The organism is Psychrobacter sp. CX18, from assembly GCF_057396215.1.
Genome location: NZ_JBXYJH010000008.1, coordinates 135,109 through 161,125, shown reverse-complemented (window position 1 = coordinate 161,125; position 26,017 = coordinate 135,109). Strand labels below are relative to the sequence as shown.

General features: G+C 39.7%; 17 protein-coding genes. 11 read left to right on the top strand and 6 right to left on the bottom strand.

Annotated features, from left to right (window positions below; all coding sequences use genetic code 11):
* Positions 1–334: 334 nt before the first annotated feature.
* Together AC2SLT_RS08120 and AC2SLT_RS08115 are read right to left on the bottom strand one after the other, a co-directional pair.
* Positions 335–1,423 (bottom strand): helix-turn-helix transcriptional regulator, encoded by a 1,089-nt coding sequence (locus AC2SLT_RS08120; protein ID WP_486547154.1) that lies wholly within the window; start codon positions 1,421–1,423, stop codon positions 335–337.
* A 181-nt stretch (positions 1,424–1,604) separates the two neighbouring features.
* Complete coding sequence (locus AC2SLT_RS08115) at positions 1,605–4,160, bottom strand: Lon protease family protein (protein ID WP_486547153.1); 2,556 nt, start codon at positions 4,158–4,160, stop codon at positions 1,605–1,607.
* Positions 4,161–4,378: 218 nt separating this feature from the next.
* Between AC2SLT_RS08115 and rsmG the strand changes: the two genes are divergently transcribed.
* The 7 genes from rsmG to AC2SLT_RS08080 all read left to right on the top strand — a co-directional run bounded on the left by rsmG (position 4,379) and on the right by AC2SLT_RS08080 (position 13,228).
* Positions 4,379–5,053 (top strand): 16S rRNA (guanine(527)-N(7))-methyltransferase RsmG, encoded by a 675-nt coding sequence (gene rsmG / locus AC2SLT_RS08110; protein ID WP_486547152.1) that lies wholly within the window; start codon positions 4,379–4,381, stop codon positions 5,051–5,053.
* A 132-nt stretch (positions 5,054–5,185) separates the two neighbouring features.
* Positions 5,186–5,962, top strand: a complete 777-nt coding sequence (locus tag AC2SLT_RS08105; RefSeq protein ID WP_486547151.1) for a ParA family protein — start codon at positions 5,186–5,188, stop codon at positions 5,960–5,962.
* A gap of 438 nt (positions 5,963–6,400) precedes the next feature.
* Positions 6,401–7,492 carry a ParB/RepB/Spo0J family partition protein gene (locus AC2SLT_RS08100; protein WP_486547149.1) on the top strand — a complete coding sequence of 364 codons (1,092 nt, stop codon included), beginning with the start codon at positions 6,401–6,403 and terminating at the stop codon, positions 7,490–7,492.
* Positions 7,493–7,612: 120 nt separating this feature from the next.
* Positions 7,613–9,457 (top strand): lipid A export permease/ATP-binding protein MsbA, encoded by a 1,845-nt coding sequence (gene msbA, locus AC2SLT_RS08095; protein WP_486547148.1) that lies wholly within the window; start codon positions 7,613–7,615, stop codon positions 9,455–9,457.
* Between the two features lie 5 nt (positions 9,458–9,462).
* Positions 9,463–10,671 (top strand): tetraacyldisaccharide 4'-kinase, encoded by a 1,209-nt coding sequence (lpxK, locus tag AC2SLT_RS08090; protein ID WP_486547147.1) that lies wholly within the window; start codon positions 9,463–9,465, stop codon positions 10,669–10,671.
* A 308-nt stretch (positions 10,672–10,979) separates the two neighbouring features.
* Complete coding sequence (kdsB, locus tag AC2SLT_RS08085) at positions 10,980–11,855, top strand: 3-deoxy-manno-octulosonate cytidylyltransferase (protein ID WP_486547244.1); 876 nt, start codon at positions 10,980–10,982, stop codon at positions 11,853–11,855.
* Positions 11,856–11,992: 137 nt separating this feature from the next.
* A complete protein-coding gene (locus AC2SLT_RS08080; RefSeq protein ID WP_486547146.1) occupies positions 11,993–13,228 on the top strand; it encodes a DNA polymerase III subunit delta' in 1,236 nt (411 codons plus the stop codon).
* Positions 13,229–13,452: 224 nt separating this feature from the next.
* On the opposite strand, the gene AC2SLT_RS08075 is transcribed toward AC2SLT_RS08080, so the two are convergent.
* Positions 13,453–15,339: an acetyl-CoA C-acetyltransferase gene (locus tag AC2SLT_RS08075; protein WP_486547145.1), complete on the bottom strand. Its 1,887-nt coding sequence runs from the start codon at positions 15,337–15,339 to the stop codon at positions 13,453–13,455.
* Between the two features lie 957 nt (positions 15,340–16,296).
* Between AC2SLT_RS08075 and AC2SLT_RS08070 the strand changes: the two genes are divergently transcribed.
* The 4 genes from AC2SLT_RS08070 (at position 16,297) to AC2SLT_RS08055 (ending at position 21,049) form a co-directional block, all read left to right on the top strand.
* Complete coding sequence (locus AC2SLT_RS08070; RefSeq protein WP_486547144.1) at positions 16,297–17,697, top strand: 3-oxoacyl-ACP reductase; 1,401 nt, start codon at positions 16,297–16,299, stop codon at positions 17,695–17,697.
* 250 nt (positions 17,698–17,947) lie between these two features.
* A complete protein-coding gene (locus AC2SLT_RS08065) occupies positions 17,948–18,871 on the top strand; it encodes a MaoC family dehydratase (protein WP_486547143.1) in 924 nt (307 codons plus the stop codon).
* 192 nt (positions 18,872–19,063) lie between these two features.
* Positions 19,064–19,633, top strand: coding sequence for a protein tyrosine phosphatase family protein (locus AC2SLT_RS08060; protein ID WP_486547142.1), 570 nt, complete (start codon positions 19,064–19,066; stop codon positions 19,631–19,633).
* 60 nt (positions 19,634–19,693) lie between these two features.
* Positions 19,694–21,049, top strand: a complete 1,356-nt coding sequence (locus tag AC2SLT_RS08055) for a serine hydrolase domain-containing protein (protein ID WP_486547141.1) — start codon at positions 19,694–19,696, stop codon at positions 21,047–21,049.
* Positions 21,050–21,102: 53 nt separating this feature from the next.
* Here AC2SLT_RS08055 and AC2SLT_RS08050 read toward each other — a convergent pair whose 3' ends face one another.
* The 3 genes from AC2SLT_RS08050 to AC2SLT_RS08040 all read right to left on the bottom strand — a co-directional run bounded on the left by AC2SLT_RS08050 (position 21,103) and on the right by AC2SLT_RS08040 (position 26,002).
* Entirely contained in the window at positions 21,103–22,344 is a 1,242-nt protein-coding gene (locus AC2SLT_RS08050; protein WP_486547140.1) for a cation:proton antiporter, read from the bottom strand.
* 832 nt (positions 22,345–23,176) lie between these two features.
* Entirely contained in the window at positions 23,177–25,081 is a 1,905-nt protein-coding gene (gene ilvD, locus AC2SLT_RS08045; protein WP_486547139.1) for a dihydroxy-acid dehydratase, read from the bottom strand.
* A 132-nt stretch (positions 25,082–25,213) separates the two neighbouring features.
* Positions 25,214–26,002 (bottom strand): hypothetical protein, encoded by a 789-nt coding sequence (locus AC2SLT_RS08040; RefSeq protein WP_486547138.1) that lies wholly within the window; start codon positions 26,000–26,002, stop codon positions 25,214–25,216.
* Between the last annotated feature and the right edge of the window lie 15 nt (positions 26,003–26,017).

The following is a 26,017-nucleotide window of genomic DNA, read 5'->3' as shown; positions in this document are numbered from 1 at the left end:
ACATATCAATATACTAAAATAATTACGAGATAAGTGATGAGTGAAAAAATAGTACGTTAAAAACTAGGGCGTGTGGAACATTCGCAAATTAGCACTGCTGATAGCTAAAATCGTTCCAGACTAGGCGCAAACTGACGCTAATGTCTAGACCTTGGCTAGGTTTGTAACAACGTCTGGGGCGATTTTAGTATCAGCCCGAAGGGGCGGGACTCTTTTTTGCCAATATATGGCGAAATTTTCTAACTTAGAATGACTAAGCGTCAAAAATTTCACTGCATATTGACTAAAAAATAGTCTCCGCCAGTGCCATGGTCGAATGTTCCACACGCCCTAACTAGATTTCAGGATCATCCTCATTAACAGCTTGTGCTAAGATCTTGGGTTCGATGTGAATTAATTTTTTGCCAAATCCACGAAGCCACCAGACTATTTGAGATGTCAGATTGACTGTAGCCGTGATAGTTTGAGTATTGTCGTCTTCATTTTCAATCACAACCTGATCCTCACTGAGACGACTTTCAATTAAACTGGTAGCGGCTTTTCCTTCAAACACTAATTTAACTTTGGTATTTTTGCCGTGATCAGGCAGGTCTTTAAATAAGAAATGGGCAAATCCCATGCCTCCAGAGTCCAGATATGTGTTTAAATCAAAGCCATCGGGTATAACAGTGGTAGAGTTTTCTACTGTCACGTCTGTAAAGCGGTGCAAAGCAAAGGTGCGAATTATTTCTTTAGGATCCCCAATTTTAGTCGCTAAAAGGTATATTACAACACCACGTTGAATAATAGCGATGGGATTTAATCGGTATAAGCCTGGGTTATCATTATTGCGGCGGGTATAGCTGGCGGTAATTTGGTGTTCATAAAAGATAGCTTGATAAATAGAATCTTGACATTCTCGGCGTATTTTTGGTGCGATTAGCGGTTGTGTGGCAGGCTCGATACGAACGCGATCTAGCCAGTTATGGGTGATTTTACTATTTTTTAGTTGACGCCGTGCCAGATCAAACCAAGGTCTAAGTTCATCTAATATAGCGGGCGGTAAAAGCTGTAAAAGATTGGCCTCAACCATACTAAATGCCACTGCCTGTGACAAATTCATGTGAGGTAAGCTTTGGACAGGCGCATCATCTTTCCAGCGCCACCCTTGTGGGTTGGCATTATTTTTTTCAATGGGGAAGCGCTGTGCTAAGGCATTTAGGTCACGTTGCACAGTACGTAAACTGACATCAAAGTTAGCCAACCTTAACTGTTCATGCAAATGATGGGTTCCTCGCCAGCTTCCTCGCTGCAACTGGTTAAGAAGTTCCCATTGACGAGCGGTAGTGGCAGTACTATTACTTGATGCTTGACTGGCTCCTTTTTTTGAAACCTTTTTGGTAGCACTGGTAGTTTTATTTGCCGCTCTAATGTTGCTGACCATATCTTACCCATTGTCAAAAAGAATAATTATCAATTTATAGACTATTTCGTAATAGTGATTACAGTACAGCTAAAAAATAGCACATTTTACAATAGCATACGATAGCTGACGCCAATTTTATTAAATTAAATGTGAAATTAGTCCTTTTTCTTATTATCAATCTGCTCAAAAGACGCTAATTTTAACGCTTATTTTTAGCCTCAGTTCCGTGTTCAGACTCCTCTTGTGCTTCAGGAGGGTTGAGCTGCTCTTCCCACTTTTTAAGGTTGTTAATAATCTTCCCAAATAGGCTGGATTTGCGATAGTGGCCTTTTTTATTGGTAGTATCTACCGGTTTATTTGACAAAATAGTCAGCGCTTCGCTTAACGTTTTCACCCCGTAAATATGGAATTTCCCAGCTTCTACAGCTTTAATAATATCATCGCGCAGCATCAATTGCGTAATATTTGCATAGGGCAGTATGACGCCTTGGTTACCCGTTAACCCTTGATGGGAGCAGGCATCAAAAAATCCTGCTACTTTCGCATTGATACCGCCCACCGCCTGAACTCTACCGAGCTGATTCATCGAGCCGGTGATACCTAACGACTGAGTAATTGGAGTGTCCGCTAAAGCTGATAATAGGGCGCAAGCTTCGGCAAGCGTTGCACTGTCACCGTCGATATGGGCATAGCTCTGTTCAAACGCCAATGACGCTGTAAAGTTTAAAGGCTGGTAAGGGCTAAATAACGCACGCAAGTAGCTGTTCATAATGAGCATTCCTTTAGCGTGTAAGCTACCCCCTAACTCAACATCACGTTCAATATCTAATATATCTCCTGAACCAACACTATGTTGAACGACCGCTGTTAAAAGCGCAGGCATGCCAAATTCAGTATTTGCATAGTCTATGATAGTGAGCGCATTAATTTGACCTACGGCAGTGCCTGAGGTGCTAATCAGCTGTTGACCATTCGTAATCTCTTGTAAATAAAGCTCTTTTAGGTAACTTGAACGATAGCGCATATCAGTCAGAGCCTGCTTTACGTGCTGAGCAGTCACTAATGTAGAGTGGTCAATATCGGCTTGCCGGTTTGATTCCAGCATGAGCTGAATCATACTATCAGTATGCAGGCTCAGTTTATTTTGATCTTCACATTGCAAGCTCAAATGTTCTATCACTAACGCTTGGGCAGTATTTTCAAAATGTTTTAATCGATATTTATGAATAATATCTGCCATTTTACCGGTCATTTTCAACTCATTGTCAGCACTCCGAATCACTTCGTTATGAAAATCAGCTCTTATTTTAAAAACAGTTGTAAAGTCAGGATCATGTTCAGCAAACTGATCATATAAGTCGGGATCACCAAGTAAGATAACTTTTACATTTAGTGGAATAGGTTCTGGTAATAGAGGGATTGTTGTCTGTTCTTTATTTTGATTGTAATTGGCTAAACAAAGGATGCCAGCTTGAATAATGAGTTTAAGCTCATGCCATGCTTTTGGTTGCTCAATTAAGTGATGGGCATCAATGATGATATAGCCGCCATTAGCCTTATGCAGAGCACCCGGTTGAATCATCATATGATTGCAAATGTCAGTACCTGACTGTGTCGTCTGATAAATATTACCCAGTAGTCTACTAATGGTTGGGTTATTTTCGAATATAATAGGTGCCCCATCTTTGGTGTAAAGCGGTTTGGAATGAGTGACTGAATTGCTTGAACTCTGGTTGTTAAGGGTATTAAGGTCATTAAGTTTATAAAAAGCAGAGTGACTGTTAATAATATTAATATTGTAGCGATCAGGGATCAACTGAAGAGTATTGACACGGAAACGATCATCATTGCCCATCAAAATTGGGAAAGCATGTGCAATCATGTCATCTTTGAGTTGATTTAAGTAAGTAATAAGTGAGGGGTTGTCGAAATGGGTAGCCACTAAATTATCAAATAAAGGTATAATAAGTTCTTGTGCTGTAGTGGTGGCAACGCGTTGAAGTCGCTCAATTTCTTGAGTCATATCAGCTTGATTTAGCGGTATTAAGTTGGTTTCGTTATCATCATTCTTATCACCGTATTTACCGTTATAAATAGATATTTTTTCACTATGGGTATGGTTTAAATAATTTAAATGTACTGACTGAAAGATAAAAGGTGATTGTATTTTTAACTGATCGAAAGCCTGAGTAAGCTCTCGCCATATATCAATAATATCTTGAGCCAATTGCTCGGCGCTACCTGCTTTTAATGCGATACTAAGGGGGGTTAAAGGCTGAGCAAAGTTGTAAACATATATCCAGTCCACTATCGATGCTTGTTTATGGCCCTGTTTTGATAAATATTGTGTAATAAAGGTGCGTTTACCAAGTCCATTTTCACCCACTGCAAAAACATGATAACCATTTGCAGAAATTTCAAACGCTGTTTTTAAGGCATTAATGGCACGGGTTTGACCAAAACTGATATCTAATTTCGGTGCCGTTTCTGTTGTTGTTGGCAACGATGAACCATCAGTATGTTTTTTTAGTTTTTTAAACATAACTTTGCAGCTATGCTTGATTTGCTGTACCGTTTGAATATCTATTGCTTTTTTAGTCGATGTCGTTTTACTGGGTGCTTCATTGATAGCAATATCAGGATTAAGAGTTGAGCGGACTTGCTTCGACTTATGCTTTGTTTTTTTGTTTAATTGCTTATTAGTAGCGTCTTTAGAGTGTGGCGCTTTAATAGGCGTATATTTAGGGGTAGGCATAATTGGCTCAAATTAAGATACAAACTGTGGATTCGGGAACCGCTCATTGATTTGAGTAATAGCCGAGTTATGGCTACGCAGTCTCATTCTAAACTGTCGCAGGATAAAGTAGGGATTGCGTCTCAAAAAATATGGAACGTGCTATAATGCCCTGCTAATTTAAAGGGCTAAATTATTTTAAAGTTTGCCCATATTATAATACAGTATGGTATCGATAAATGATGAACACCTCTGAATTTAAAGTAATACATAGTCAATATAATGAGCTTAATGAGTTGCTATTACAGGCCATTGAAGAATTAAAGATAGATATCAACTTTGAGCAACAACGTCAGCTACTATTATATTTAGATAAGCTTCTGTTCTGGAATAAAGCCTATAATTTAACTGCGATAAAGCAGCCGAAAGAGGCCTTAATCAAGCATGTATTTGATTGTTTGGCTATCTTACCTTATCTTAGGACAGGTTGTCTTCTAGATATCGGTACTGGAGCAGGATTGCCTGGTGTCATTGTGGCAATTTGTCAACCAAATCGAGAAGTGACGGTTCTTGATAGCAATCAAAAAAAGATTCGTTTTATTAGACAGTTGATTACAGAACTTGATATCAGTAATGTAACACCTGTCGCTAGCCGTATTGAAAACTTCAATCCTGAAGAAGCGGATAAGTTTGCCGTTGTGACGTCAAGAGCTTTTGCAAGCTTGAACGACTTCGTCGAAGCAGCGGCACCTAGAATGGCTATAGATGGCTGTTTGCAAGCAATGAAAGGGCTTGTACCAGATGAGAAGGAAACTCAAAGTTTAGAGACAAATTGGGCGATCAGTCATATACCATTAACGGTGCCGTTTTTGCATGAGACCAGACATATTACTGAACTGTATAGACTGAAATAAATAAATCGGCCCCGAATACGTTGGTTTAATTTGCGACAAATTCTGACATAAATAAATCTGACATATTTAAATCTGAGATAAATAAAATAATTTTAAACAACCTGCTTTTATTGAGGTATTAGAGTATCCCCTATGGAAATACTGGCTATTGCAAACCAAAAAGGCGGTGTGGGTAAAACTACGACAGCGGTAAATCTGGCTGCAACGTTATACGCCAGACGCAAAAAAGTATTACTTATTGATTTAGACCCTCAGGGTAACGCCACATCAGGCACCGGTCTTGAGAAAAGAAGTCTTGAAATTAGTATCGCTGATGTTTTATTAGATGGTGTTGATATTACTAAAGCTATTTATTCTAGCCCTTCAGGATTCGATGTTATTGGCGCAAACCGTGATCTATCGGGCATTGATATTACTTTGATGGGTAAAAGTGACAGTCACTTACTGCTAAGTACGGCAATGACGTCCCTAGGTGGCTATGACTACGTTATAATTGACTGTGCGCCAAGTTTAAACTTACTAACCATCAATGCTATGGTTGCCACGCAAGGGGTTATTATTCCCATGCAGTGTGAGTATTATGCGCTTGAAGGCTTAGCAGATTTGTCTCAAACAATCGATCGCTTAAAAGAACTCAATCCGCACTTGCATATTCGTGGCGTATTAAGAACGTTATTTGATGCGCGCAATACTTTAGCAAATGATGTGTCAGCTGAACTTGAGTCACATTTTGGCGACTTAATGTTTAAAACAATTATTCCAAGAAATGTTCGTTTGGCGGAAGCTCCCGCACATGGTATGTCTGTCATTGACTATGAAAAAAGCTCAAAAGGTGCTCAGGCTTATCGCAAGTTGGCAACGGAGATAGTTAATCAAAGTCGACAATTATCCTTAAAATTGGATAGTTAATGGTGTTGTTTTAATTGTTGCCTTTCAATTATCGTCTTTTAATTATCTTTTTCATGTAATAGATTATTGACTTAAAGGTTATATAGAGTACAGATTTATAAATTCATGGAATAAGCAAGGTTTGTGCTTGCAAGCGCTGCACAATTCATTAAAATGATAAACCCTTAAATAGGGTGGCTCATTAGAGTGTTCAACAGACCCTAGATTAGCGTTTATCTAAAGGCTATTTAGTTCGAGTTGTACTCTTTAACTTTAGTTTTATTCTATAGTTATACGCTTTATGAGTGAATGATAATCTAACCTCATCTTTTTTTAACAGCTTTTAAATATTTTTTAAGTTTTTAATTATTCTTTTAATAATATTGACATCATTTGTGATCTTAAATTTGTAGACTTAAATTTGTAGATCAGGTAAGCAGGTAGTAGAGGATAACCGACATGGCAAAAAAGCGTGGATTAGCTGCAAACCGAGGGTTAGATGCTCTACTCGGGTCTATTAAAAAGGAAAAAGAAATTACAGCGGTTGCATTACGCGATGATGTGCGTATTGAAGATGACAACTCAACGTCAGCTCAGTCCCCAACTGCTAATAATAACCAGGCTGACAAAAAAAGCAGTACTAAAGTTGCTAATACTCAGAAAAAAACACCCGTTAGAAAAAAGCTTGTAAATAGTGATCTTGAGTCTAGCTCCGTGATAGTGAATGACGACGATGCAGAAGATGAAATGACATTGGTGCAAATTGATGTTGAGCGTTTGCAAGCCGGAAAATATCAACCTAGACGGGATATGAGTGAAACGGCGCTAAGCGAACTGGCGTCGTCTATTAAACAACATGGGGTTATGCAGCCAATCGTTATTCGTCCACTATTGGCAACTGAAGAGAAAGCTTCGGACCGAATAACCCATGAGATTATTGCTGGCGAGCGGCGTTGGCGTGCAGCAAAAATGGCAGGTCAGATTACTATACCCGCTATTGAGCGGGCTTTGTCTGATGAGCTGGCCATCGCATTGGCTTTGATCGAAAATATACAACGTGAAGATCTCTCGGTTATTGAGCAAGCCGCCGCATTGCAGCGCTTTCATACTGAATTTGGCATGAGCCATGCCATGATTGCTGAAGTCGTTGGGAAGGCGCGAACCACAGTGTCAAACTTATTGAGACTGAACCACTTGCATGAGGATGTTAAAACCCAATTAAATGATGGATATTTAGATATGGGGCATGCTCGTGCTTTATTATCATTATCTTCAGAGCAACAGCCTATTATCGCGCATAAAATTATCGAAGCCTCAATGACGGTTCGTGAAGCTGAAAAATTGGTTAAGTCTATTTTGAACCCAGAGAAAGATAATAAGCGTGAGTCTTCATCATCAAATATCGAAATTGAGAAACTAAATCAGCAGCTATCAGAGTACTTAGGGGCGACAGTTAAGTTAAAGCAAAAAAAGGGAGGCAAAGGTAGTATGGAAATATTTTTCCACAGCCCTGAGGAGTTAGAAGCCCTTTTAAAGTATTTTGAATCATAACTGTTTTCTAAACAAGTATCACCCTCAATTGCTGCGTTTGATCTATCTAGCATAACGATATTAGTCAATATAAACGTCTGCAACTATAGCTTTAAGAATGCAATCTAAAAAAGGCATATGATGAGTAAACCATCAGACACAGATGCATCGCCCACGTTTTCCTCTAATCAGAATTCAAGCAATCCATCTACGAATGCTGTGAATCGTCTAGATAAGCCAAGTGGTTTACAAACCTATATTAGGTTATTAGGTTATGTAAAACAATATTGGTGGGCTATTGGATTAACAGTTATTGGGTTCTCAATCAATTCAGCAACTGAAATTGGTATCGCAAAGTTAATTCAATTTATTACTGATGCCATTAATAACGGTACTCAACAACAACGAAATTTATTCCCCTTTTTAATCATCCTTCTATTTTTTATACGAGGAGTAGGGTCTTTTTTAGGTAACTATTTCTCAGCATTAATTTCAAGAAATTTAGTGTATCAATTGCGGGTTGAAGTTTTTGATAAGCTTTTAAAGCTACCTAGCGCCTTTTTTTTAGAAAATCCTTCCGGGACTATCTCATCCAAATTAATCTTTGATGTTGAACAGGTAACTGCGGCCAGCACAGACTCTGTTAAAACTATATTGCGCGATGGATTAACGGTTTTCGGATTACTTGGCTTTTTGATGTATTCAAACTGGCGTCTCACGTTAATTTTATTTTTAGTGTTGCCCCCTATACTGTGGTTGATTCAAAAAGCATCGTCACGCTATCTGAATTTGTCAAAAGGTATTCAAAAGACCATGGGTGATGTGAGTCATATCACTAATGAAATTATAGGTGGCTATCAAGTCGTCAAAAATTATGGGGGTCAATCTTATGAGCAAGCACGCTTTGAGAAAGCTTCCTTAAAAAACTTAAAGCAGGGTATGAAAATTGTTGTGACTAACAGCATTAATACGCCAGCTGTACAGTTATTAATGGCAGCAGCCATGTCTATCGTTATTTGGCTAGCCTTACGTCCAGAAGTTATCTCGAATACCACTGCCGGTGAGTTTATTGCCTATTTAACCGCTGCAGGCTTACTCAGTAAGCCAGTTCGAAATTTGACAGATGTTAACCAGAAGCTACAAAAGGGAATAGCAGCAGGAGACTCTATCTTTGCATTACTCGATGAGCCTGAAGAAGAAGATACGGGAAGCAATTTACACAAGGTAGACGGCGACATTCGTTTTGATAATATAACCATGCTGTATCCAGATGGTACTCAAGCATTGTCAAACTTCAATCTAACAATAAAAGCGGGTGAGACAGTCGCATTTGTGGGTAAAAGTGGGGCAGGTAAAACGACTCTTGTTAATTTATTAACACGTACCTTAGACCCTAGTAGCGGCAATATATTTATCGATGGTATACCCATCGATCAGATTTCATTGACGTCATTGAGATCTAAAATCGCTATGGTAAATCAGCAAGTCATCTTGTTTAATGATACGGTACGGCACAATATTGCTTATGGTGACTTAGCACATAAAAGTGATGATCAAATCATTGAAGCTGCAAAAGCGGCATTCGCTCATGATTTCATTATGAAACTGCCTGAGGGATACGATAGCTCAATCGGTGCAGAAGGCTTGCAATTGTCTGGTGGGCAGCGTCAAAGATTGTCAATAGCGCGGGCTTTACTAAAGGATGCGCCTATATTAGTGCTTGATGAAGCGACTAGCGCACTAGATAATGAATCTGAATATTATATTCAACAAGCGCTAGACAATGTTATGCAAAATAGAACCACTTTAGTCATTGCTCACCGTCTCACCACCATCGAATCGGCTGATAAAATCGTAGTGATGGATGGCGGTCGTATTATTGAATCAGGTAGTCATGAAGAGCTTATGGCGTTGTCAGGTCAGTATGCGCATATGTATGCCAGAGACTTCTCAGATGCACAATATAACGCTATTAATGCTAAATAAATCTAATGAAAGATAAGTCATCACCACACAGCTCAAAAGTAGAGATGGGACTGATTAAGTCATGGCACTCTCAGAGTGGGTGGTTGTGGTTGATGCTGCCGCTGAGTTGGTTGTACGGGCTTGTCACCTATATTCGGCGTATAGGGTATCAATCCGGACTGTTTAAAAGCTATCATGCACCTATACCAGTATTGGTTGTGGGTAATATCACAGTAGGGGGTAGTGGCAAAACCCCACTAATTATTGAACTGGTGACATATCTTAATTCTCAAAATATCAACGTCGGCGTGATTAGCCGTGGTTACGGGGGTAATCCAGTCTTGATGCCGCAATTGGTAACTGTCAATAGCGTACCGAGAGATGTCGGAGATGAACCTTGCCTTATTGCTCGTGAGACATCGGCTCCGGTGAGTGTCTGTCCAAATCGTCAACAAGCGATTGAATGCTTACTTAAAAACTACCCTGAGACACAGTTAATAATAGCGGACGATGGACTTCAGCACTACAGACTGCAAAGAGATCTAGAGTGGATAGTGGTAGATAGCATCAGAGGGTTTGGAAATCGGCAGCTTCTGCCAACCGGTTTTTTACGTGAGCCCATCAGTCGCTTAAATGGCGCTACTGTTATTTATCATCAAGCCCCCTCTAGTCATGCTTCTTCTAATCAAGTCCCTTCTAAAACAGTTGTTTCAGATAAGACATCACATTTTTCAAACCTATCTCATTTGCAATCGCCACAGAAAAACGATAAAAATACAAGTGATGATAGTAATAAACTGACAATGACGCTTATACCTGACCAGTTAGTCCCTCTTTTTAATCAAAATAAAAATGACAATGTTGCAAGCGGTAATATTAATACCAGTGGCAATGTCAATAAAGAGACTAACTCAAGCCCACAAACAGTTTATGGGATGAGTGGCATAGGTTACCCACAGCGTTTTTTTAATACGCTTAAAACCTTGGGTTATAACGTCATTGAAAAGCCGATGCCTGATCATCATCAGTTTACAGTCAATGATTTTATATCTTTGAGTGATTATCCTATTGTGATTACTAGCAAAGATGCGGTGAAAGTTGCCCCTTTGGTGGCTGCACATCCTATGCTTCATAGTTTGTCAATATGGGTGCTTCCTGTTCGTGCTATATTATCTGAAAATTGTTATGCTACCTTATTAACTCAATTGGATAAATTAGGTGTCACCTCCCTTTAACTTAAACCTTAAGAGCCTGTATTCAAAACCTAAGCTTATGAATACAGGTTTTAAGTTATAGTGAGCGAACTATAGTCAGTGAACTATAGTCAGCGAACTACTAATCGGTTACAGCGTTAATCTCGTTAAGCCTACTGCAGTAGTACTTGCACACGGTTGCCTTGTAACCATTTTAGACTTCTTTTACTATATCAAAAATCAATGAACGCTCACCAAAATAAATCGCAAGAAAATAAATAACATAAAATAAGTCACCAAATACTATGTCACCAAACACTATGTCACCAAATACTATGTCACCAAATACTATGTCACCAAATACTAAATCTTTAAACGCTCAATCTTCAAATGCTAAAGTACATATCGTCATTCCCGCACGCTATCAAAGTAGCCGTTTACCCGGGAAGCCTTTATTACCTATTCATGGCAAGCCTATGATACTTTGGGTGGCAGAAAAGGCAAGCCAAGCGATGTTTGCTGATGACATGTGTATAGCAACCGATGATGATAGAATTGCAACAGTATGCAGGGAAGCAGGCTATGAAGTAGTCATGACAGATGCCAGTCATGCGTCAGGTACTGATCGCTTAAGTGAAGTCGCTCAGATTAAAGGCTGGGGTGAGTCTGATATAGTAGTCAATATGCAAGGCGATGAGCCACTCGTTCCCCCGCAACTACTACAACAAGTCCATGATTTATTAGTCGAAAAACCTGACTGTGTGATGTCAACCTTATATGAGCCTATTGCAGACTATGAGGAGTTTATAAGACTTTCAGTCGTCAAGGTAGTGACAGATAATCAGCAACATGCTTTATACTTTAGTCGTGCTCCAATTCCATGCGACCGCGACCAAGCTATGGCAATGACAACAATAAACTCTCAAGAAACTCATGAAAGTGAACTTGAACAAAGCCAGAGTAGCGAACAAGATAACCATTTAGGTTTGCCTAAAAATGCTTATCGACATCTGGGAATATATGCCTACCGGGTGAAATTATTACAAAACTTTGTTCGCTGGTCACCAGGAGTTTTGGAACGTCTTGAAAGTCTTGAGCAGTTAAGAGTATTGGAAAATGGGGGTAAGATTGCAATAGCCAAAGCGGCGCTACGATTACCACCCGGTGTCGATCTACAACAAGATTTAGATCGATTGAACGCACTTCCTATTAGCGAGTTGTTATAGTTTAACCTTAATAGGCATTATTTTAGGGTGTTGAGTGACCCAGAGTGTTATGCTTAATAGGGCTTAATAGGGCTTTAAAAACATTAATATCGAATAATAAATTTGAATATCTGAACAGGCTGGGCAGTAGAGAAAATATGAATCAGGAATTAGATAATCATGTAGGAGTATACTTCGCCCCTGTATTACCTTGGCAGCAAACATCATGGAATGATCTGTTAAAGCGCTATGATCGTTTGCCACATGGACTTTTATTTGCAGGAATGCAAGGTATCGGTAAGCGCGCGTTTGTCTGGCGATTTGTGGCGTGGCTACTTTGCGATAATCGAGAGCAGTCTTTAAATGTGAACAGTCAAAGTGTTACAGAACACACTACATTACAAGGAGCCCAACAACATACTCAGCAAGAGCATCAACTAACTGCCCAGCAAGGTGCTTGTGGTCACTGCCAAAGCTGTCTATGGTTATCTTCAGGAACTCATCCTGATCTTAAAGTTCTCCCCCAATCTAGTTTGCCTATGCAGTCTACTGAGGACACGCCTCAAGGCTCAAAAAATGCTCATTCCAAGAAAAAACCGACTAAAAGTAAACCTGCTAAGAAAAATTCCAAAGAAACCCCGAAAACGTCAATCAAAGTTGATGATATACGAGAGCTGCAACCTTTTATAAGCCAGGGCAGTACTGGTAGAAGAGTGTGCGTCATTGATAATGCAGATACGATGACCGTGGCAGCTGCTAATGCCTTACTGAAAACGCTTGAAGAGCCGCGTGATGGTATTCACCTACTGCTGATATCCGATATGCCCGCTAAACTGCTACCCACTATTAAGAGTCGAGTACAGCAAGTGACTCTAGATCGCATAAATCGTGAGGAAGTCATTGGCTATTTAAGTAACGTTATTACATCAGACACTCGCATTGATTCAAGAATTGAATTTAGGGATAGAGAGGACTTAGCTGCTAACATTGAACAAGCATTAAAGCTTTCCAATGGCGCGCCTTTGGCAGCACTTGATATGCTAAGTAGTGAGTGGTATCAGTATCGTGATACTTGGATCAAAGCTTGGTTGGCGCTACGGGCGGGTAAACGAAGCAGTATCGCTGCCAGTGATTATTGGCAAAAAACGTTATCGTTGGATGACTTTTTGAAGCTATCAGAGTTTATGCTAATGGATTTTAGTCGTCAAAGTGTCGGTATTCAGCCATTGCAACAAGATATTGGACTAGAAAAGTATGACTCAATTTCTAAACTTAAAGTAGACGATATTCAAATCGTTATGTCGGCGATAGAAGATAATAAATTGGCTATTCAGCAAAATGTACAAGATAAAATGGTGTTCGATCAGCTAATGTCTATATTAGCGGCTTTATAATTTAATTTAAGATTCTTATACTTTAATATCAGCCATTTAATAACCTATAACTCGTTCTCAACTTATTAAAACTCATTGTAGGCTGGTGCTTTTAGCCTAGCAAATCAAAGCCTTTAAACTAAAAAAAAGAGCCCAATTGGACTCTTTTTTTATTCTTAGTAACTTGTATTAGAAACATTAACTATTTCTAATAACAGTACTATCTTAGAAAGTATAAAAAATGCCTATTTTTCTACGATACAGGTTACACCTTGACCGCCAGCGGCACAAATAGAGATTAAGGCACGGCCAGATCCTTTTTGATCAAGTAGTTTAGCAGCCGTAGCTAAGATACGACCACCGGTGGCGGCAAAAGGATGACCTGCGGCTAACGAAGAACCATTAACGTTTAATTTGTCACGATCTATAGAGCCTAATGGAGCATCAAGACCTAAACGCTCTTTACAGAAAGTCTCATCTTCCCAAGCAGCAAGAGTAGATAATACTTGAGAGGCGAAGGCTTCATGAATCTCATAGAAGTCAAAGTCCTGAAGGGTTAAGCCGGCACGCTCAAGCATACGAGGTACAGCATAAGCTGGCGCCATCAATAAGCCTTCTTTAGGACCACTTTTGCCAACGAAGTCTATAGCGGCAGTTTCTTGATGAGTGATATAGGCCAATGGTTTTAGACCATGTGCTTCTGCCCACTCATCCGTACCTAATAGTACGCATGACGCACCGTCAGTAAGTGGGGTAGAGTTGGCTGCCGTCATCGTAGGATTCGCATTACGCTTACCAAACACAGGCTTTAAAGAGGCCAGCTTTTCTAATGAAGTATCAGGGCGTAAGTTATTATCACGAGTTAAACCTTTATAAGGCGTAATTAGGTCATCAAAAAAGCCTTCTTCATAAGCACGTGCAAGGTTGTGATGACTCTTAACCGCCAATTCATCTTGTGCTTCACGACTAATGTTCCACTCTAAAGCGGTAATCGCTTGATGCTCACCCATGGATAATCCAGTACGAGGTTCACCGTTTTGAGGCGCTTCGATAAGGTCTTTTGGATTAATGCTGGTTAATGCGCTTAAGCGTTGCTTATTATTTCTTGCAGCGCCAAGTTTAATAAGGGCTTTACGTAGGCCATCACCAACAGCAAGCGGCGCATCGGAAGTCGTATCAACACCACCGGTAATCGCGGAATCAATAATACCCAATGCGATTTTGTTAGATGCTGCAAAGGTTGCTTGCAAGCCAGTACCACACGCTTGTGACACATCGTATGCAGGTGTATGAGTATCAAGTGCAGTGTTTAATGCTGATTCACGAGTCAAGTTCAGGTCACGGCTAAGTTTCAATACTGCACCAGCGACGATCTCCCCAACTCTTTCACCTTGAAGTTCATAACGCTCTACTAAACCATTTAAGGCGGCACTAAGCATATCAATATTACTGGCATCTGAGTAAGAACCATTAGAGCGTGCAAATGGGATACGATTGCCCCCTAAGATTGCAACACGGCGTGGTAGTTTTGACTCGTTAGATGATTTTGACATAGATTTATCCTTAGTATTGGTAGAGGCAATATTGTCGTTAGAATGTGATGATTCAGTTTTTTTATTGTCACCAGATGAGTCTTCTGTATTTGAAGCAGAAGGCTTAGCAGGGGTGTCTTTCTGAGTTGAACTGGCAGACTGAGACGCATTTTCTTTAGAAGATGAGTCTGATTGAGTAGATTCAGAACTTTTAGGGGAAGACTCTTGGGTATCAGTAGATGAGTCTGCTTTGTCGCTATTTGCTGATTTAGTTTTTACTTCAGTTTCTGACTCATCTTTAGCTTTAGGCTGATCGTCAGTAGCCGTAAGATTATCATCTTGTTCTGCTTGTGCCTTTGCTTCTTGAAGAATTTTTTGTTTACGGGCTTTATCTTCACTGATGACGGCATCCGCTTCTGACTTAGGAGAATCAACCACATCCTCTTGAAGTTTTGAAAAGTCTACAGCCGCATCGTTATTGTTTGATTGAGACGTATTTTCTTCAAGTAACGCCTCACCACGTTTGCTAACTACAGTTGATGTTACTGTTGAAGAAGTTTCGGCAGATTTATTGGTATTTGTTTTATTAGAGTTGCTCATTAAATCTATATCCTTTGAAATATGGAAGGTTTTTATCAGTCTACTGCAGTGGGCAGTCAAAACTTCTAAAGGTTAAATAAAATAATTGTTGAATAACTGTCTGCTTTTTAGCTATTTAGCAGCAATAAGTATGTTCAATATAACTATCTTAAGCTTAACTAGTATATTCACTCAAAACCCTACTAAATATATAGGGTAAAATCTATTTTAACAATGGTAACTGAGTATTGATACTTTTAACACTGTTACTTTTAACATCGTTACTTTTTAATATTGTAGGTCAAGCAATATGCCAAAAGTTGTTCTATAATAATATAATGTTATCATTAAAAAGAACATTCATAACCTTCTGTTTAATTTTATCATATCATTAATAATTGACAATCCTATATCATGCTCACTTATGATATAAATGTTTCGCAAAATATAGCATTAGAAAAAGAGAATGTTTAAACCTGTTCTCAACTTATTGAAATTCAATGTAGGAATGTAGGCTGGTGCTTTTAGCCCAGCAAATCAAGACCTTTAATCAAAAATTCTGGATTAAAGCCACAGGCTACGTTGAGAGTTGAGAGTGAGTTATTAATTATATTTAAATGGCTATTCCAAATTGTCGGCATTGATATAAGGCAATAATCTTATAGACTATTTGAAATAAATTTAGGAGTAGTTTATATAGTCAATTCCTAAACAAGCTTAAAAACAATAAAAGCAATAAATGAACTGATGAGTCGTTATATTTGACGCTATTTAACGCATTTAAATTGAAACTAGTGTTTATTGGCACCATCAATACTGTAAATGAAACAATAAACTAAATTAGAATCGATTATGACTCCGTTTTTTATCGAATTATAAAGAAGTTTTTATACTTCTAGAAGGTTTAATAAGAAGGTAGAAGGCTTAATTTTCGTTCACCCACCCTGAATTCTAACCAATTAACTATTAGGAGATTTTATGTCAGATCGTTATGGAGAGTTTGTCCAATCACCCCTTGGAAAAAAAGTTGCTAAAAACTTAGGACTACCTTTACCTGTTAAGTTAGATCGATTTGAAGCGGGAGAGAAGGTTGTACGTGGAAGTGTGCTGTTTGGCTCAGCATCAGGTCAGGATAGCAGCATTAGTGATGCTATCGCAACGACACTTAATGACTTACATGCTGAGGTATATGCCAGCGGCTCTGATGCTCATAAAGCATCATTAACGGATGCTGGCCTAGAAGCAAAAGACAGTGAGGGTCATTCTGAAAATTATAAAGTTTTAATTTTTGATGCTAGTAATATTGCCCATGCGCCTGATCTTAAAGAGATGTATGAGTTTTTTCATCCTGTGGCGCGTCAAGTGGAGAAGTCTGGTCGCGTAATCGTGATTGGACGTCCCCCTGAAGAATGTGATCGCATCGGTAAAACGTTATCGCAGCGATCTTTAGAAGGTTTTGTTAAATCAGTCGGTAAAGAATTCAAAAAAGGTATCACAGCACAGCTTATCTATGTTAGTGAAGGTGAAGAAGCACAGTTAGATTCTACACTTCGCTTCTTTATGTCGGCTCGTTCCGCTTATGTATCGGGTCAAGTAGTACGTGTTAGCGCGGGTACTAACGTTGATATCGATTGGTCAAAACCTTTTGCCGGCAAGACAGTATTAGTCACCGGTGCAAGTCGTGGTATCGGTGAATCAATGGCGCGTGTATTTGCACGTGATGGTGCGCATGTTATTTGTCTCGATATTCCTCAGCAACAAGCTGATTTGCAAAAAGTAGCGGGCGAAATTGGGGGATCTACATTAGCCGTCGATATTACCGCTGATGACGCTGGTGAAAAAATCGCAGAAGCTGCTGCAAAACGAAACGGTCTAGATGTCATCGTACATAATGCAGGGGTAACCCGCGATAAGACATTGGCTAAGATGGATGAAAAACAGTGGGATATGGTCATCAATATTAACTTGCAAAGTATTGCAATGATTAACGATTATCTCGATGATCATAATGTACTAAATGACAATGGAAGAATTGTCTGTGTATCATCAATATCAGGTATTGCAGGTAATATGGGTCAAACAAACTATGCAACCTCTAAAGCAGGTGTCATAGGTCTGGTACAAGCAACTGCTAAGAAACTTAAAGGCGAGGGTAGAGGTATTACTATCAATGCAGTAGCGCCTGGTTTTATCGAAACTCAAATGACAGCTGCTATTCCATTGGCGATTCGTGAAGCCGGTCGCCGTATGAACTCAATGAGTCAAGGCGGATTACCGGTCGACGTTGCGGAAACTGCAGCTTGGTTAGCGTCTCCAGCCACTGGCGGTGTTAATGGAAACATCGTACGAGTTTGTGGTCAAAGCTTACTAGGTGCTTAATTGTTAAAGAGTAGACGTGGTGCATTCGCTTAACTTAGTTTATGGAAAGCTTTTTATATAGCTGGTATATAAGCTGTTATACATAGCTAGCTAGTAAAAAGCCGGCATAGACTACGGATACTACAACCACCTACAATTAAGAGCCATCACATCGATGGCTCTTTTTGTCATTGAAGAGTATGATTTACAGATTAGCTTTTAAACGTGTCCTCAAATTTAAGCTAAATATAACTTTAATAAAGGAATAAAAATGACAACTTCAGCCCGTGAATTTAAACGTTTGCCAGAAGCAAAAAAGACCTACCCCAAAGTTATCAAGTCTCTACTCCCTATTATTGGTAATAAAGGTAAGAAGTCAAAATCTGGTGCAAAAGCAAAAAAATCAACCTTACCTGATGCTACGTATCGGGTGAGTGAACTTAAGATCGACAAAGCAAATCTACAAGACTATCGTCGAATTTGTGGGTTTGCGGATAATGGACAAGTGCCGCCTACCTACTTTGCCGTATTATCACAATCCTTGCAAATGAACATGATGGTTGATGAGGACTTTCCGTTCGCGATGTTAGGGTTGGTTCATGTTGAAAATTCAGTAACTCAGCATCGCCGTATTGCAGATACTGAAACGTTTGACATGAGTGTTAGCTTTGATAATCTTCGTGATCATGATAAAGGTAAACAGTTTGATTTTGTGACTAAGGTTTACAGTGGTGAAGAGTTAGTATGGGAGGGAACCTCGACCTACCTTTCACGCCAAAAAACGGATAAAGCTACCCAATCAAGCAAGCCTAAAACCGTCAATCAAAAGCCAGAGGCTCAAAAGGACGATTTACACAGTATATTTGCAGTTCCAGAGGATATCGGTCGTCGCTATGCAAGGATATCAGGCGACTTTAACCTCATTCATATCCATCTTCTCACTGCCAAAGCATTCGGCTTTCCTAGAGCCATCGCTCATGGAATGTGGTCTAAAGCCAAGTGCTTAAGTTTGATGGATTTACCTGATGCATACACCGTAGATGTCGCCTTTAAGTTGCCTATATTACTGCCATCAGAAGTTGAATTGATTGGTGAAAATTTAAACCAACTGGATGCCTCTAAGTTAGTTGAGTTTGATTTATATAGTGCAAAAAATGATAAACCGCATTTAGCAGGCACTATCAAAAAACTATAGTCTTAGTGAGCGCTACACGTTCTCGTTTTTATTAATTTAATATTAGTTACTTAAGCCGAGTATTAGTCTCGGCTTAAGTAACTGTATCTTTTAAATATCGCAGTACTCTACGCTATCAAGTTTTTAACTTGGCTATATAAGTCATCAACTGGATATGTTTTGTTAAGCTATTAAGTCTATTAAGGAGCCATAATGGCAGAAAATAATCATAGCAGTACGCTGAATGAAGTTCAGGTGAAGACACCTAATACTACGACTGCAACCGATAATAAAAGCCAAAATATTGAGCATAACAGCAATCAACCCCAGTCTCTTGAGGCGGCATTAGCAACTGCTTTCGAAGGGGCTAGATTTCCAGATGCCAATACAGTGGTTACAGGACGCCTTAACCCAGAAATGGTAGTTAAAGCGGCAGAAGTTGGAATACAACACATTATCAATCTTCAGCCCGAGTCAGAATTAACGTTTGATGAGAAAGCAGCTGTTGAGGCTCAAGGAATTGTCTACACCCATATACCCATCAGTGGTGCTGAGGATTTAAAGCAGATTAATTTATTGGAGTTTGATAAAGCATTACGTGCGTATCATGGGAAAAAGACCTTAATCCATTGTGGCACTGGAAATCGCGTTGGTGCATGTGTGGCCTTACGAGCAGGCTGGCTGCGTGGGCGAAAGCTGGATACTGCTATTCAACGGGGTAAAGACCATGGCTTAGATAGCCTGGAAGAAGAAGTGCGAATGCGTTTACTGGTACCTCGCTAGCATTCAGTGCTAATTGTCTTTTGCAAGTCAAGTAGACCCTAATACAGAATGAGTGACCATATGCACAACCTTCAAACAAAATTAACCCAAATAATGCAAACCTTGCAACTTGACGATGCGCCAGCCGGTGGGTCTTTGGTTGTTTATCATAAAGGCAAGCGCATTGCTGCGGCAAATGTTGGTAATGCCACACCTTATGAAGAATGGGATAAAGACACCTTATCGTTAAACTTCTCAACGGGTAAAGGGGTATTGGTTACCTTAATTCATATTTTGGTTTCAAATAAAATATTAGCCTATGATGACGCTATTGCTAAATATTGGCCTGAGTTTGCTACCTCAGCTAAACAATATATTACCCTAAGAGACGTATTAACGCATCGTTCAGGGCTATTTAATATTCAAGCTATTACAGATAATGCTGATGATATGACGAACTGGGCTTTAATGCTTAATAGAGTAGAGCAGATGCAGCCCCAGCAGCCGTTTAATAAAAAGGTGGAAAGTGCTTATAGTGCGTTGGTGTCTGGATGGGTCCTAGGTGGTCTAATTGAAAGAGCGACGGGTATGACTTTAAACGCGGCTTTAGACACCTACTTAGCTGAGCCTCTTGATATCAAAGGAGATGTATATTTTGGTGTGCCAGAATCCAAACTAAGTCAAGTGGCCACGCTTGCAAAGAATTTTGATCATTTCGATAGTTTAATTGGTTTAAAGGCTAAGGCTAATTCTGAGTCGCCAGAGTCTAATCAAAGAAACCGTAAACCAAAACTTCGTGTAGAGACACCCTCTGTATTAGAGTCATATAAATCTCTACCGAGCTATCAGTGTTGGCAACACATTGTCAAAACAAAGGATAACTCTGATAACTTACTTAAAACTTTAGATATCGTTAATCTATATTTTGATATGAGAAATATTGATTTGCATGACTTCAAAGATGCGCTTCTACCGCAAGGTCGTTCCTCCTTTAATTATTATACCGCCAAGTCACTCATGTCTAAAATACCGGCTGCAAATAATGTGGCGACAGCAGATGCTTTGGCTAGAATGTACGCTATGCTAGCCAATAAAGGTATGTGGAATCAAAGACAGTTAATCAGCCCAGAAGTATTTGATGAGCTTTCAAAAATATACGTCGAGGGTAGTGATGCTATCATGCCAGCGGCAAATCCAAATAGCATGCTCTGGCGTTTAGGCTATCATCGTATTTTTAGCATATGTCAAGACCTGTCAAATATGAATAATGCCTTTGGTCATATGGGATACAATGGTTCGGTTGCCTGGTGTGATACGGATAGAGATCTCGCTGTGGCGTATGTTCATAATTATGATGTAACCATGAGTACCGATATGCGTCAGTTTGCTATTACTGAAGCCATACTAGAGATGGCTGATAACAAAATCGATTCATAGTTGCTATCAATGTTGCTTTCAATTAGACATTTTTAAAGACAGACATGATCCCATTACTCAGATTTTGTCTGATCAATGAGAAATGGTGCGACTATCCCATGTATAAAAATAGATATCACAATAATAATGCCCGTAATTAACCAGAGATCTGTAGCATCATCTAAGCTAAATACATCCTTATTGAGGGCGTAAGCTAAGTAATAAAATGAACCAATACCTTTAATACCTAAGCTTGAGATAATAAAACGTTCTTTATTAGGTAACTTTAGTCCACTTAATCCTATCCAGCCTGAAAGGGGTCGTACCACAAATAAGAATAATAAACTAACCGCATAAACTTGCCACTTAAGTTCGATACCCGAACTGACCGCCTGTCCTAACACAATCCCAAAAAACACCAATACTAGAGACATCAGTAGCCCTTCAGACTGCTCAGAGAAGTCATGTAATTCGGTATGATACTTGTGTCCAAGCTCACTACGTCTAAAGGCACACGCTGCTATAAATACAGATATAAAACCATAAGCATGAATGAATTCAGCCATTCCATAAGACAGCAACGTTAAAGATATGACGACGTAGCCCTGCGATATGGTAGTATTTTTTATGTTTTCTGCAAAGACTAGCTTAGCCATCAACTTACCAATAATAAAACCAACTGCAAGTGCAGCAACTATTTTCCAAAGGACATAAAAAGAGAACCACTCAAATATAAGACCCCATGTAAAGCCGTTAGCCTTACCAAAGTGTTCGGCAAGAACAATAGCTAAATATACAAAAGGGAAGGCCAATCCGTCGTTTAATCCTGCTTCTGACGTCAGTGCAAAACGAGGTTTATCCTCAGAGCCGGTATTAGGGGGTCCAACTTGAATACTGGACGCTAGGACAGGGTCTGTAGGAGCTAGGGCTGCCCCAAGCAAAATACAAACGGCAAGACTAAAACCAAATACGTAGTACCCAAGTGCGGCCATAACAGCAATGCAAATAGGCATCGTAACGAGTAACAGTCGTAGGGTCGGTCGCCAATACTTGTATTTAAATGGGGTATCAATCTTAATACCAGCCCCTACCAATGAGACCAGAACAACCAGCTCACACAACTTCTCAACAACGGTGCCGTTTTCTATAGGGCTCAAAAACTCAAGAGAGGTCCAAAAATAGCCCATAATCAAACCAAAACTCACCTGTAACATCGGTAATGACACAGGTACTCGCTTAAGTATAAATGGCGCAAACGCTCCAAGAGCAAATGCGATGCCACTGACTAATAAAAGTTGGTTGTAGTTTTCAATCATAGGCTAGGGTGTTTCTTCAATGAAGTGGCAGTTATCCCATTTTTAAAATAACTTATCCGATAGTTGGGTTTATCTTCTACGTTATATTAATTGTCAGAAATAGTATTGTTTGTCTTTCAGAATATAGTAATTTTAGAATAGGTATGAATAATTAAGACTGCACATAGCACAAGTTAAAGAGTATGAACACTTAGTTAAATGCAAAAATTAAGACATCAACGAATCGTTTAGCTATTACAAATTGGATATTACAAAACAGAGATAATGCCGTAGTTTTAAAAAATTTAAAATAAAATTTAGGTAAGTAAGATTTATTAAACGTTATAATTTAGTAAATTTTGATTTACTTTCAAATGCTTACTCAGTTTGTCTATTTAAAATCTAAAAAGTCAAAAAAGTCAAAAAAGTCAAAAAAGTCAAAAAAGTCAAAAAAGTCAAAAAAGTCAAAAAAGTCAAAAAAGTCAAAAAAGTCAAAAAAGTCAAAAAAGTCAAAAAAGTCTAAAATGTTTATAAGACAACCGAGTGCAAGTACTACTAGTGTAGGCTTAACGAGGTTAACACTGTAACCGTTTAGTAGTTGGCTGACTATATAATAAAGCCTCAGCTTTGGACGATAATTCGTACGCGAAAAGTTAATAGCTAGGAAAGCAGTAAAATAGAATTTTTTAATATACAAGGAAACTGCAATACAAGGAAACTGAATTGAATATTATTAAATAGAACGACATTAAAAAGCCAGCCGAAGCTAGCTTTTTAACATTGAATGTTCAAATAGAACACATAGTCTATTGATTTGAATTCATTTAATAAATTCAATGCGAACGTTAACTAATTAGCGCTCAACTTGACTAACATCTCGAACAGCGCCAGTATCTGCACTGGTGGTCATTGCAGCATAAGCACGTAAGGCCGCACTAACATGGCGATCTCGGCTTACCGGTTTCCATGCTTTACTGCCACGCTTCTCCATTTCGGCACGTCGGATGTAAAGCTCTTCATCAGATATATCAAGGTTGATACTACGATTTGGGATATCAATGTGAATGGTATCGCCCTCTTCAACTAACCCAATGGCGCCTCCTTCAGCTGCTTCTGGGCTAGCATGACCAATCGATAACCCAGAAGTACCCCCTGAGAATCGACCATCCGTCAGTAGTGCACATTCTTTTCCTAAGCCTTTAGACTTCAAGTAAGAAGTCGGGTAGAGCATCTCTTGCATTCCTGGCCCGCCTTTTGGCCCTTCATAACGAATAATAACAATGTCACCAGCTACTATTTGATCCGCTAAGATACTTTCAACCGCGGCATCCTGAGATTCAAAAACACGGGCACGTCCTGTAAAGGTTAGGATACTATCATCGACGCCAGCAGTCTTAACAACACAGCCCCGCTCAGCGATATTGCCAAACAATACTGCAAGGCCTCCATCCGTCGAGTAGGCATGTTCTACAGATCGAATACAGCCTGACTCACGGTTAAGATCAAGATTCGACCACTCTTTATCTTGAGAAAAGGCTTGAGTGGTTCTCACCCCTCCTGGCGCCGCGATATATAGATCACGAGTTGCCTGATGATTTGGATGGTCCGTATTCATAACATCCCACATCTCTAATGCTTCTTGCAGGGATTTTGCATGTACAGTAGGAATCTCGGTCGTCAATAGTCCAGCACGGTTTAGCTCGGCGAGAATGGCAAACACACCGCCAGCGCGATGCACATCTTCCATATGGTATTTTTGAGTCGCAGGTGCTACTTTTGAGAGGCAAGGCACACGGCGACTTAGCTGATCGATATCTGCCATTTTGAAGTCCACCTCGGCCTCATGCGCTGCGGCTAATAAATGCAAAATAGTATTGGTAGAGCCGCCCATAGCAATATCGAGACTCATGGCATTTTCAAATGCGGCTTTGGTTGCAATGGAGCGTGGCAATACTGACTCGTCATCTTGCTCATAGCGACGTTTGGCCAAATCGACAATTCGGCGTCCGGCTTCAAGGAACAGTGCTTCACGCTTAGCATGTGTAGCGAGCAAAGAGCCGTTACCTGGTAACGATAGACCCAAAGCTTCGGTTAAGCAGTTCATTGAATTAGCAGTGAACATCCCTGAACAAGAGCCGCAGGTCGGACAGGCTGAGCGTTCGATTTCTAAGACATCGGCATCACTGACATTGTCATCAGCAGCGTCAATCATGGCGTCCACTAAATCAAGTTTACGAATCTCCTTGCCGTCGGCATTAACGGGTGCATCTAGGTTATGACTGGGTGCAAGGTCTGATGCCAGCACTTTACCGGCCTCCATCGGACCACCTGAGACAAAAATAACGGGAATATTAAGGCGCATAGCAGCCATTAACATACCTGGTGTGATTTTGTCACAGTTTGAGATACAGACTAATGCATCGGCACAGTGGGCATTGACCATATATTCTACTGAGTCTGCAATCAGGTCACGACTGGGTAGTGAATACAACATACCACTGTGACCCATCGCAATCCCATCATCGACTGCAATGGTATTGAACTCTTTAGCAACACCGCCAACTTTTTCAATTTCACGAGCAACCAATTGCCCCATGTCTTTTAGATGGACGTGACCAGGCACAAACTGGGTAAATGAGTTAGCAATAGCAATGATGGGTTTATCAAAATCCCCATCTGTCATGCCAGTTGCCCGCCAAAGCGCGCGAGCACCAGCCATATTACGTCCAGAAGTAGAGGTTTTAGAGCGGTATTGCATACATCGTCCTTTTATTAACTTAGCGGATAGGTAACTTTAGCTATTGTAACGTATAAATACGCTTATGGTTATAGCAATAAATTTTTAACAAAAAGCGTTGAGGCGCAGTCACATGCAGTCACATTATGAGGTTTAAATCAGTCTTAATTTTATAGCCTCATTAAGTTGGGGGAGGGCAGTCTTGGCTTCCTCTAACAATTCAAGTGCTTCGATAGCATACGCCTTAGGAAATACTTGATAGTCATCAAGACGTGGAATATGAATCCACTGTTCACCGAGCGTCATAATGAGAGGATCACGTCTTTTATTGAGTATAAAAACATCCCCATAAAAATGCCAGTTATCCATTGATGCTGCTAAAGCATCTTCTTTAGTTTTGGTATATATTGGATCGAGCGCTTTGGCAGTATTAGTAAATTTCAAACGTAAGGCAATTTGTTGTGGCTCACAAAACATAACAAGGGTACCGGTTACTTTTACTTGCCAAGGCGTTTTGAATAACTTGGGATCAAGGTTTAGTAGCTCTGCTGCGTCTTTACTATACATGGGGGTTTGAAACTGCTTTAAAAGTGCTGGGTTTAAGGGGTGTTGATTCTTTACATCTTCAGGCAGTGCATCGTAATGGTATATAAACGCAAGTTTCTCATCTTGAGTCACTCGTTTGTCAATAATTTTGCAATTGTGAATTTGCCAAGTGGTGTCTTTGTTAGATAGTAAATGATTCAGCGTTAGGAGATTGGGGTGAGCGATAAGTTCGTTAGCAACTCGCTCAGCTTCAATATTGATACTATTGGTGTCAACGACAGACCTTTTATCGATGTCCAAAATGACACTACTAGGGTCTATCATCGTATCCTTTAAAATAGCGCTAACGTTAGCAATGTTAGTATCTTCTGAGATGTTTGTGTGTTCTGAAATCATGAATGTCGTCTCGAT

What these genes read in the sequence shown, in the direction of transcription:
- AC2SLT_RS08120 (WP_486547154.1), bottom strand. Translation starts at nt 1,423, where the DNA reads ATGGTCAGCAACATTAGAGCGGCAAATAAAACTACCAGTGCTACCAAA.
- AC2SLT_RS08115 (WP_486547153.1), bottom strand. Translation starts at nt 4,160, where the DNA reads ATGCCTACCCCTAAATATACGCCTATTAAAGCGCCACACTCTAAAGAC.
- rsmG (WP_486547152.1), top strand. Translation starts at nt 4,379, where the DNA reads ATGATGAACACCTCTGAATTTAAAGTAATACATAGTCAATATAATGAG.
- AC2SLT_RS08105 (WP_486547151.1), top strand. Translation starts at nt 5,186, where the DNA reads ATGGAAATACTGGCTATTGCAAACCAAAAAGGCGGTGTGGGTAAAACT.
- AC2SLT_RS08100 (WP_486547149.1), top strand. Translation starts at nt 6,401, where the DNA reads ATGGCAAAAAAGCGTGGATTAGCTGCAAACCGAGGGTTAGATGCTCTA.
- msbA (WP_486547148.1), top strand. Translation starts at nt 7,613, where the DNA reads ATGAGTAAACCATCAGACACAGATGCATCGCCCACGTTTTCCTCTAAT.
- lpxK (WP_486547147.1), top strand. Translation starts at nt 9,463, where the DNA reads ATGAAAGATAAGTCATCACCACACAGCTCAAAAGTAGAGATGGGACTG.
- kdsB (WP_486547244.1), top strand. Translation starts at nt 10,980, where the DNA reads ATGTCACCAAATACTAAATCTTTAAACGCTCAATCTTCAAATGCTAAA.
- AC2SLT_RS08080 (WP_486547146.1), top strand. Translation starts at nt 11,993, where the DNA reads ATGAATCAGGAATTAGATAATCATGTAGGAGTATACTTCGCCCCTGTA.
- AC2SLT_RS08075 (WP_486547145.1), bottom strand. Translation starts at nt 15,339, where the DNA reads ATGAGCAACTCTAATAAAACAAATACCAATAAATCTGCCGAAACTTCT.
- AC2SLT_RS08070 (WP_486547144.1), top strand. Translation starts at nt 16,297, where the DNA reads ATGTCAGATCGTTATGGAGAGTTTGTCCAATCACCCCTTGGAAAAAAA.
- AC2SLT_RS08065 (WP_486547143.1), top strand. Translation starts at nt 17,948, where the DNA reads ATGACAACTTCAGCCCGTGAATTTAAACGTTTGCCAGAAGCAAAAAAG.
- AC2SLT_RS08060 (WP_486547142.1), top strand. Translation starts at nt 19,064, where the DNA reads ATGGCAGAAAATAATCATAGCAGTACGCTGAATGAAGTTCAGGTGAAG.
- AC2SLT_RS08055 (WP_486547141.1), top strand. Translation starts at nt 19,694, where the DNA reads ATGCACAACCTTCAAACAAAATTAACCCAAATAATGCAAACCTTGCAA.
- AC2SLT_RS08050 (WP_486547140.1), bottom strand. Translation starts at nt 22,344, where the DNA reads ATGATTGAAAACTACAACCAACTTTTATTAGTCAGTGGCATCGCATTT.
- ilvD (WP_486547139.1), bottom strand. Translation starts at nt 25,081, where the DNA reads ATGCAATACCGCTCTAAAACCTCTACTTCTGGACGTAATATGGCTGGT.
- AC2SLT_RS08040 (WP_486547138.1), bottom strand. Translation starts at nt 26,002, where the DNA reads ATGATTTCAGAACACACAAACATCTCAGAAGATACTAACATTGCTAAC.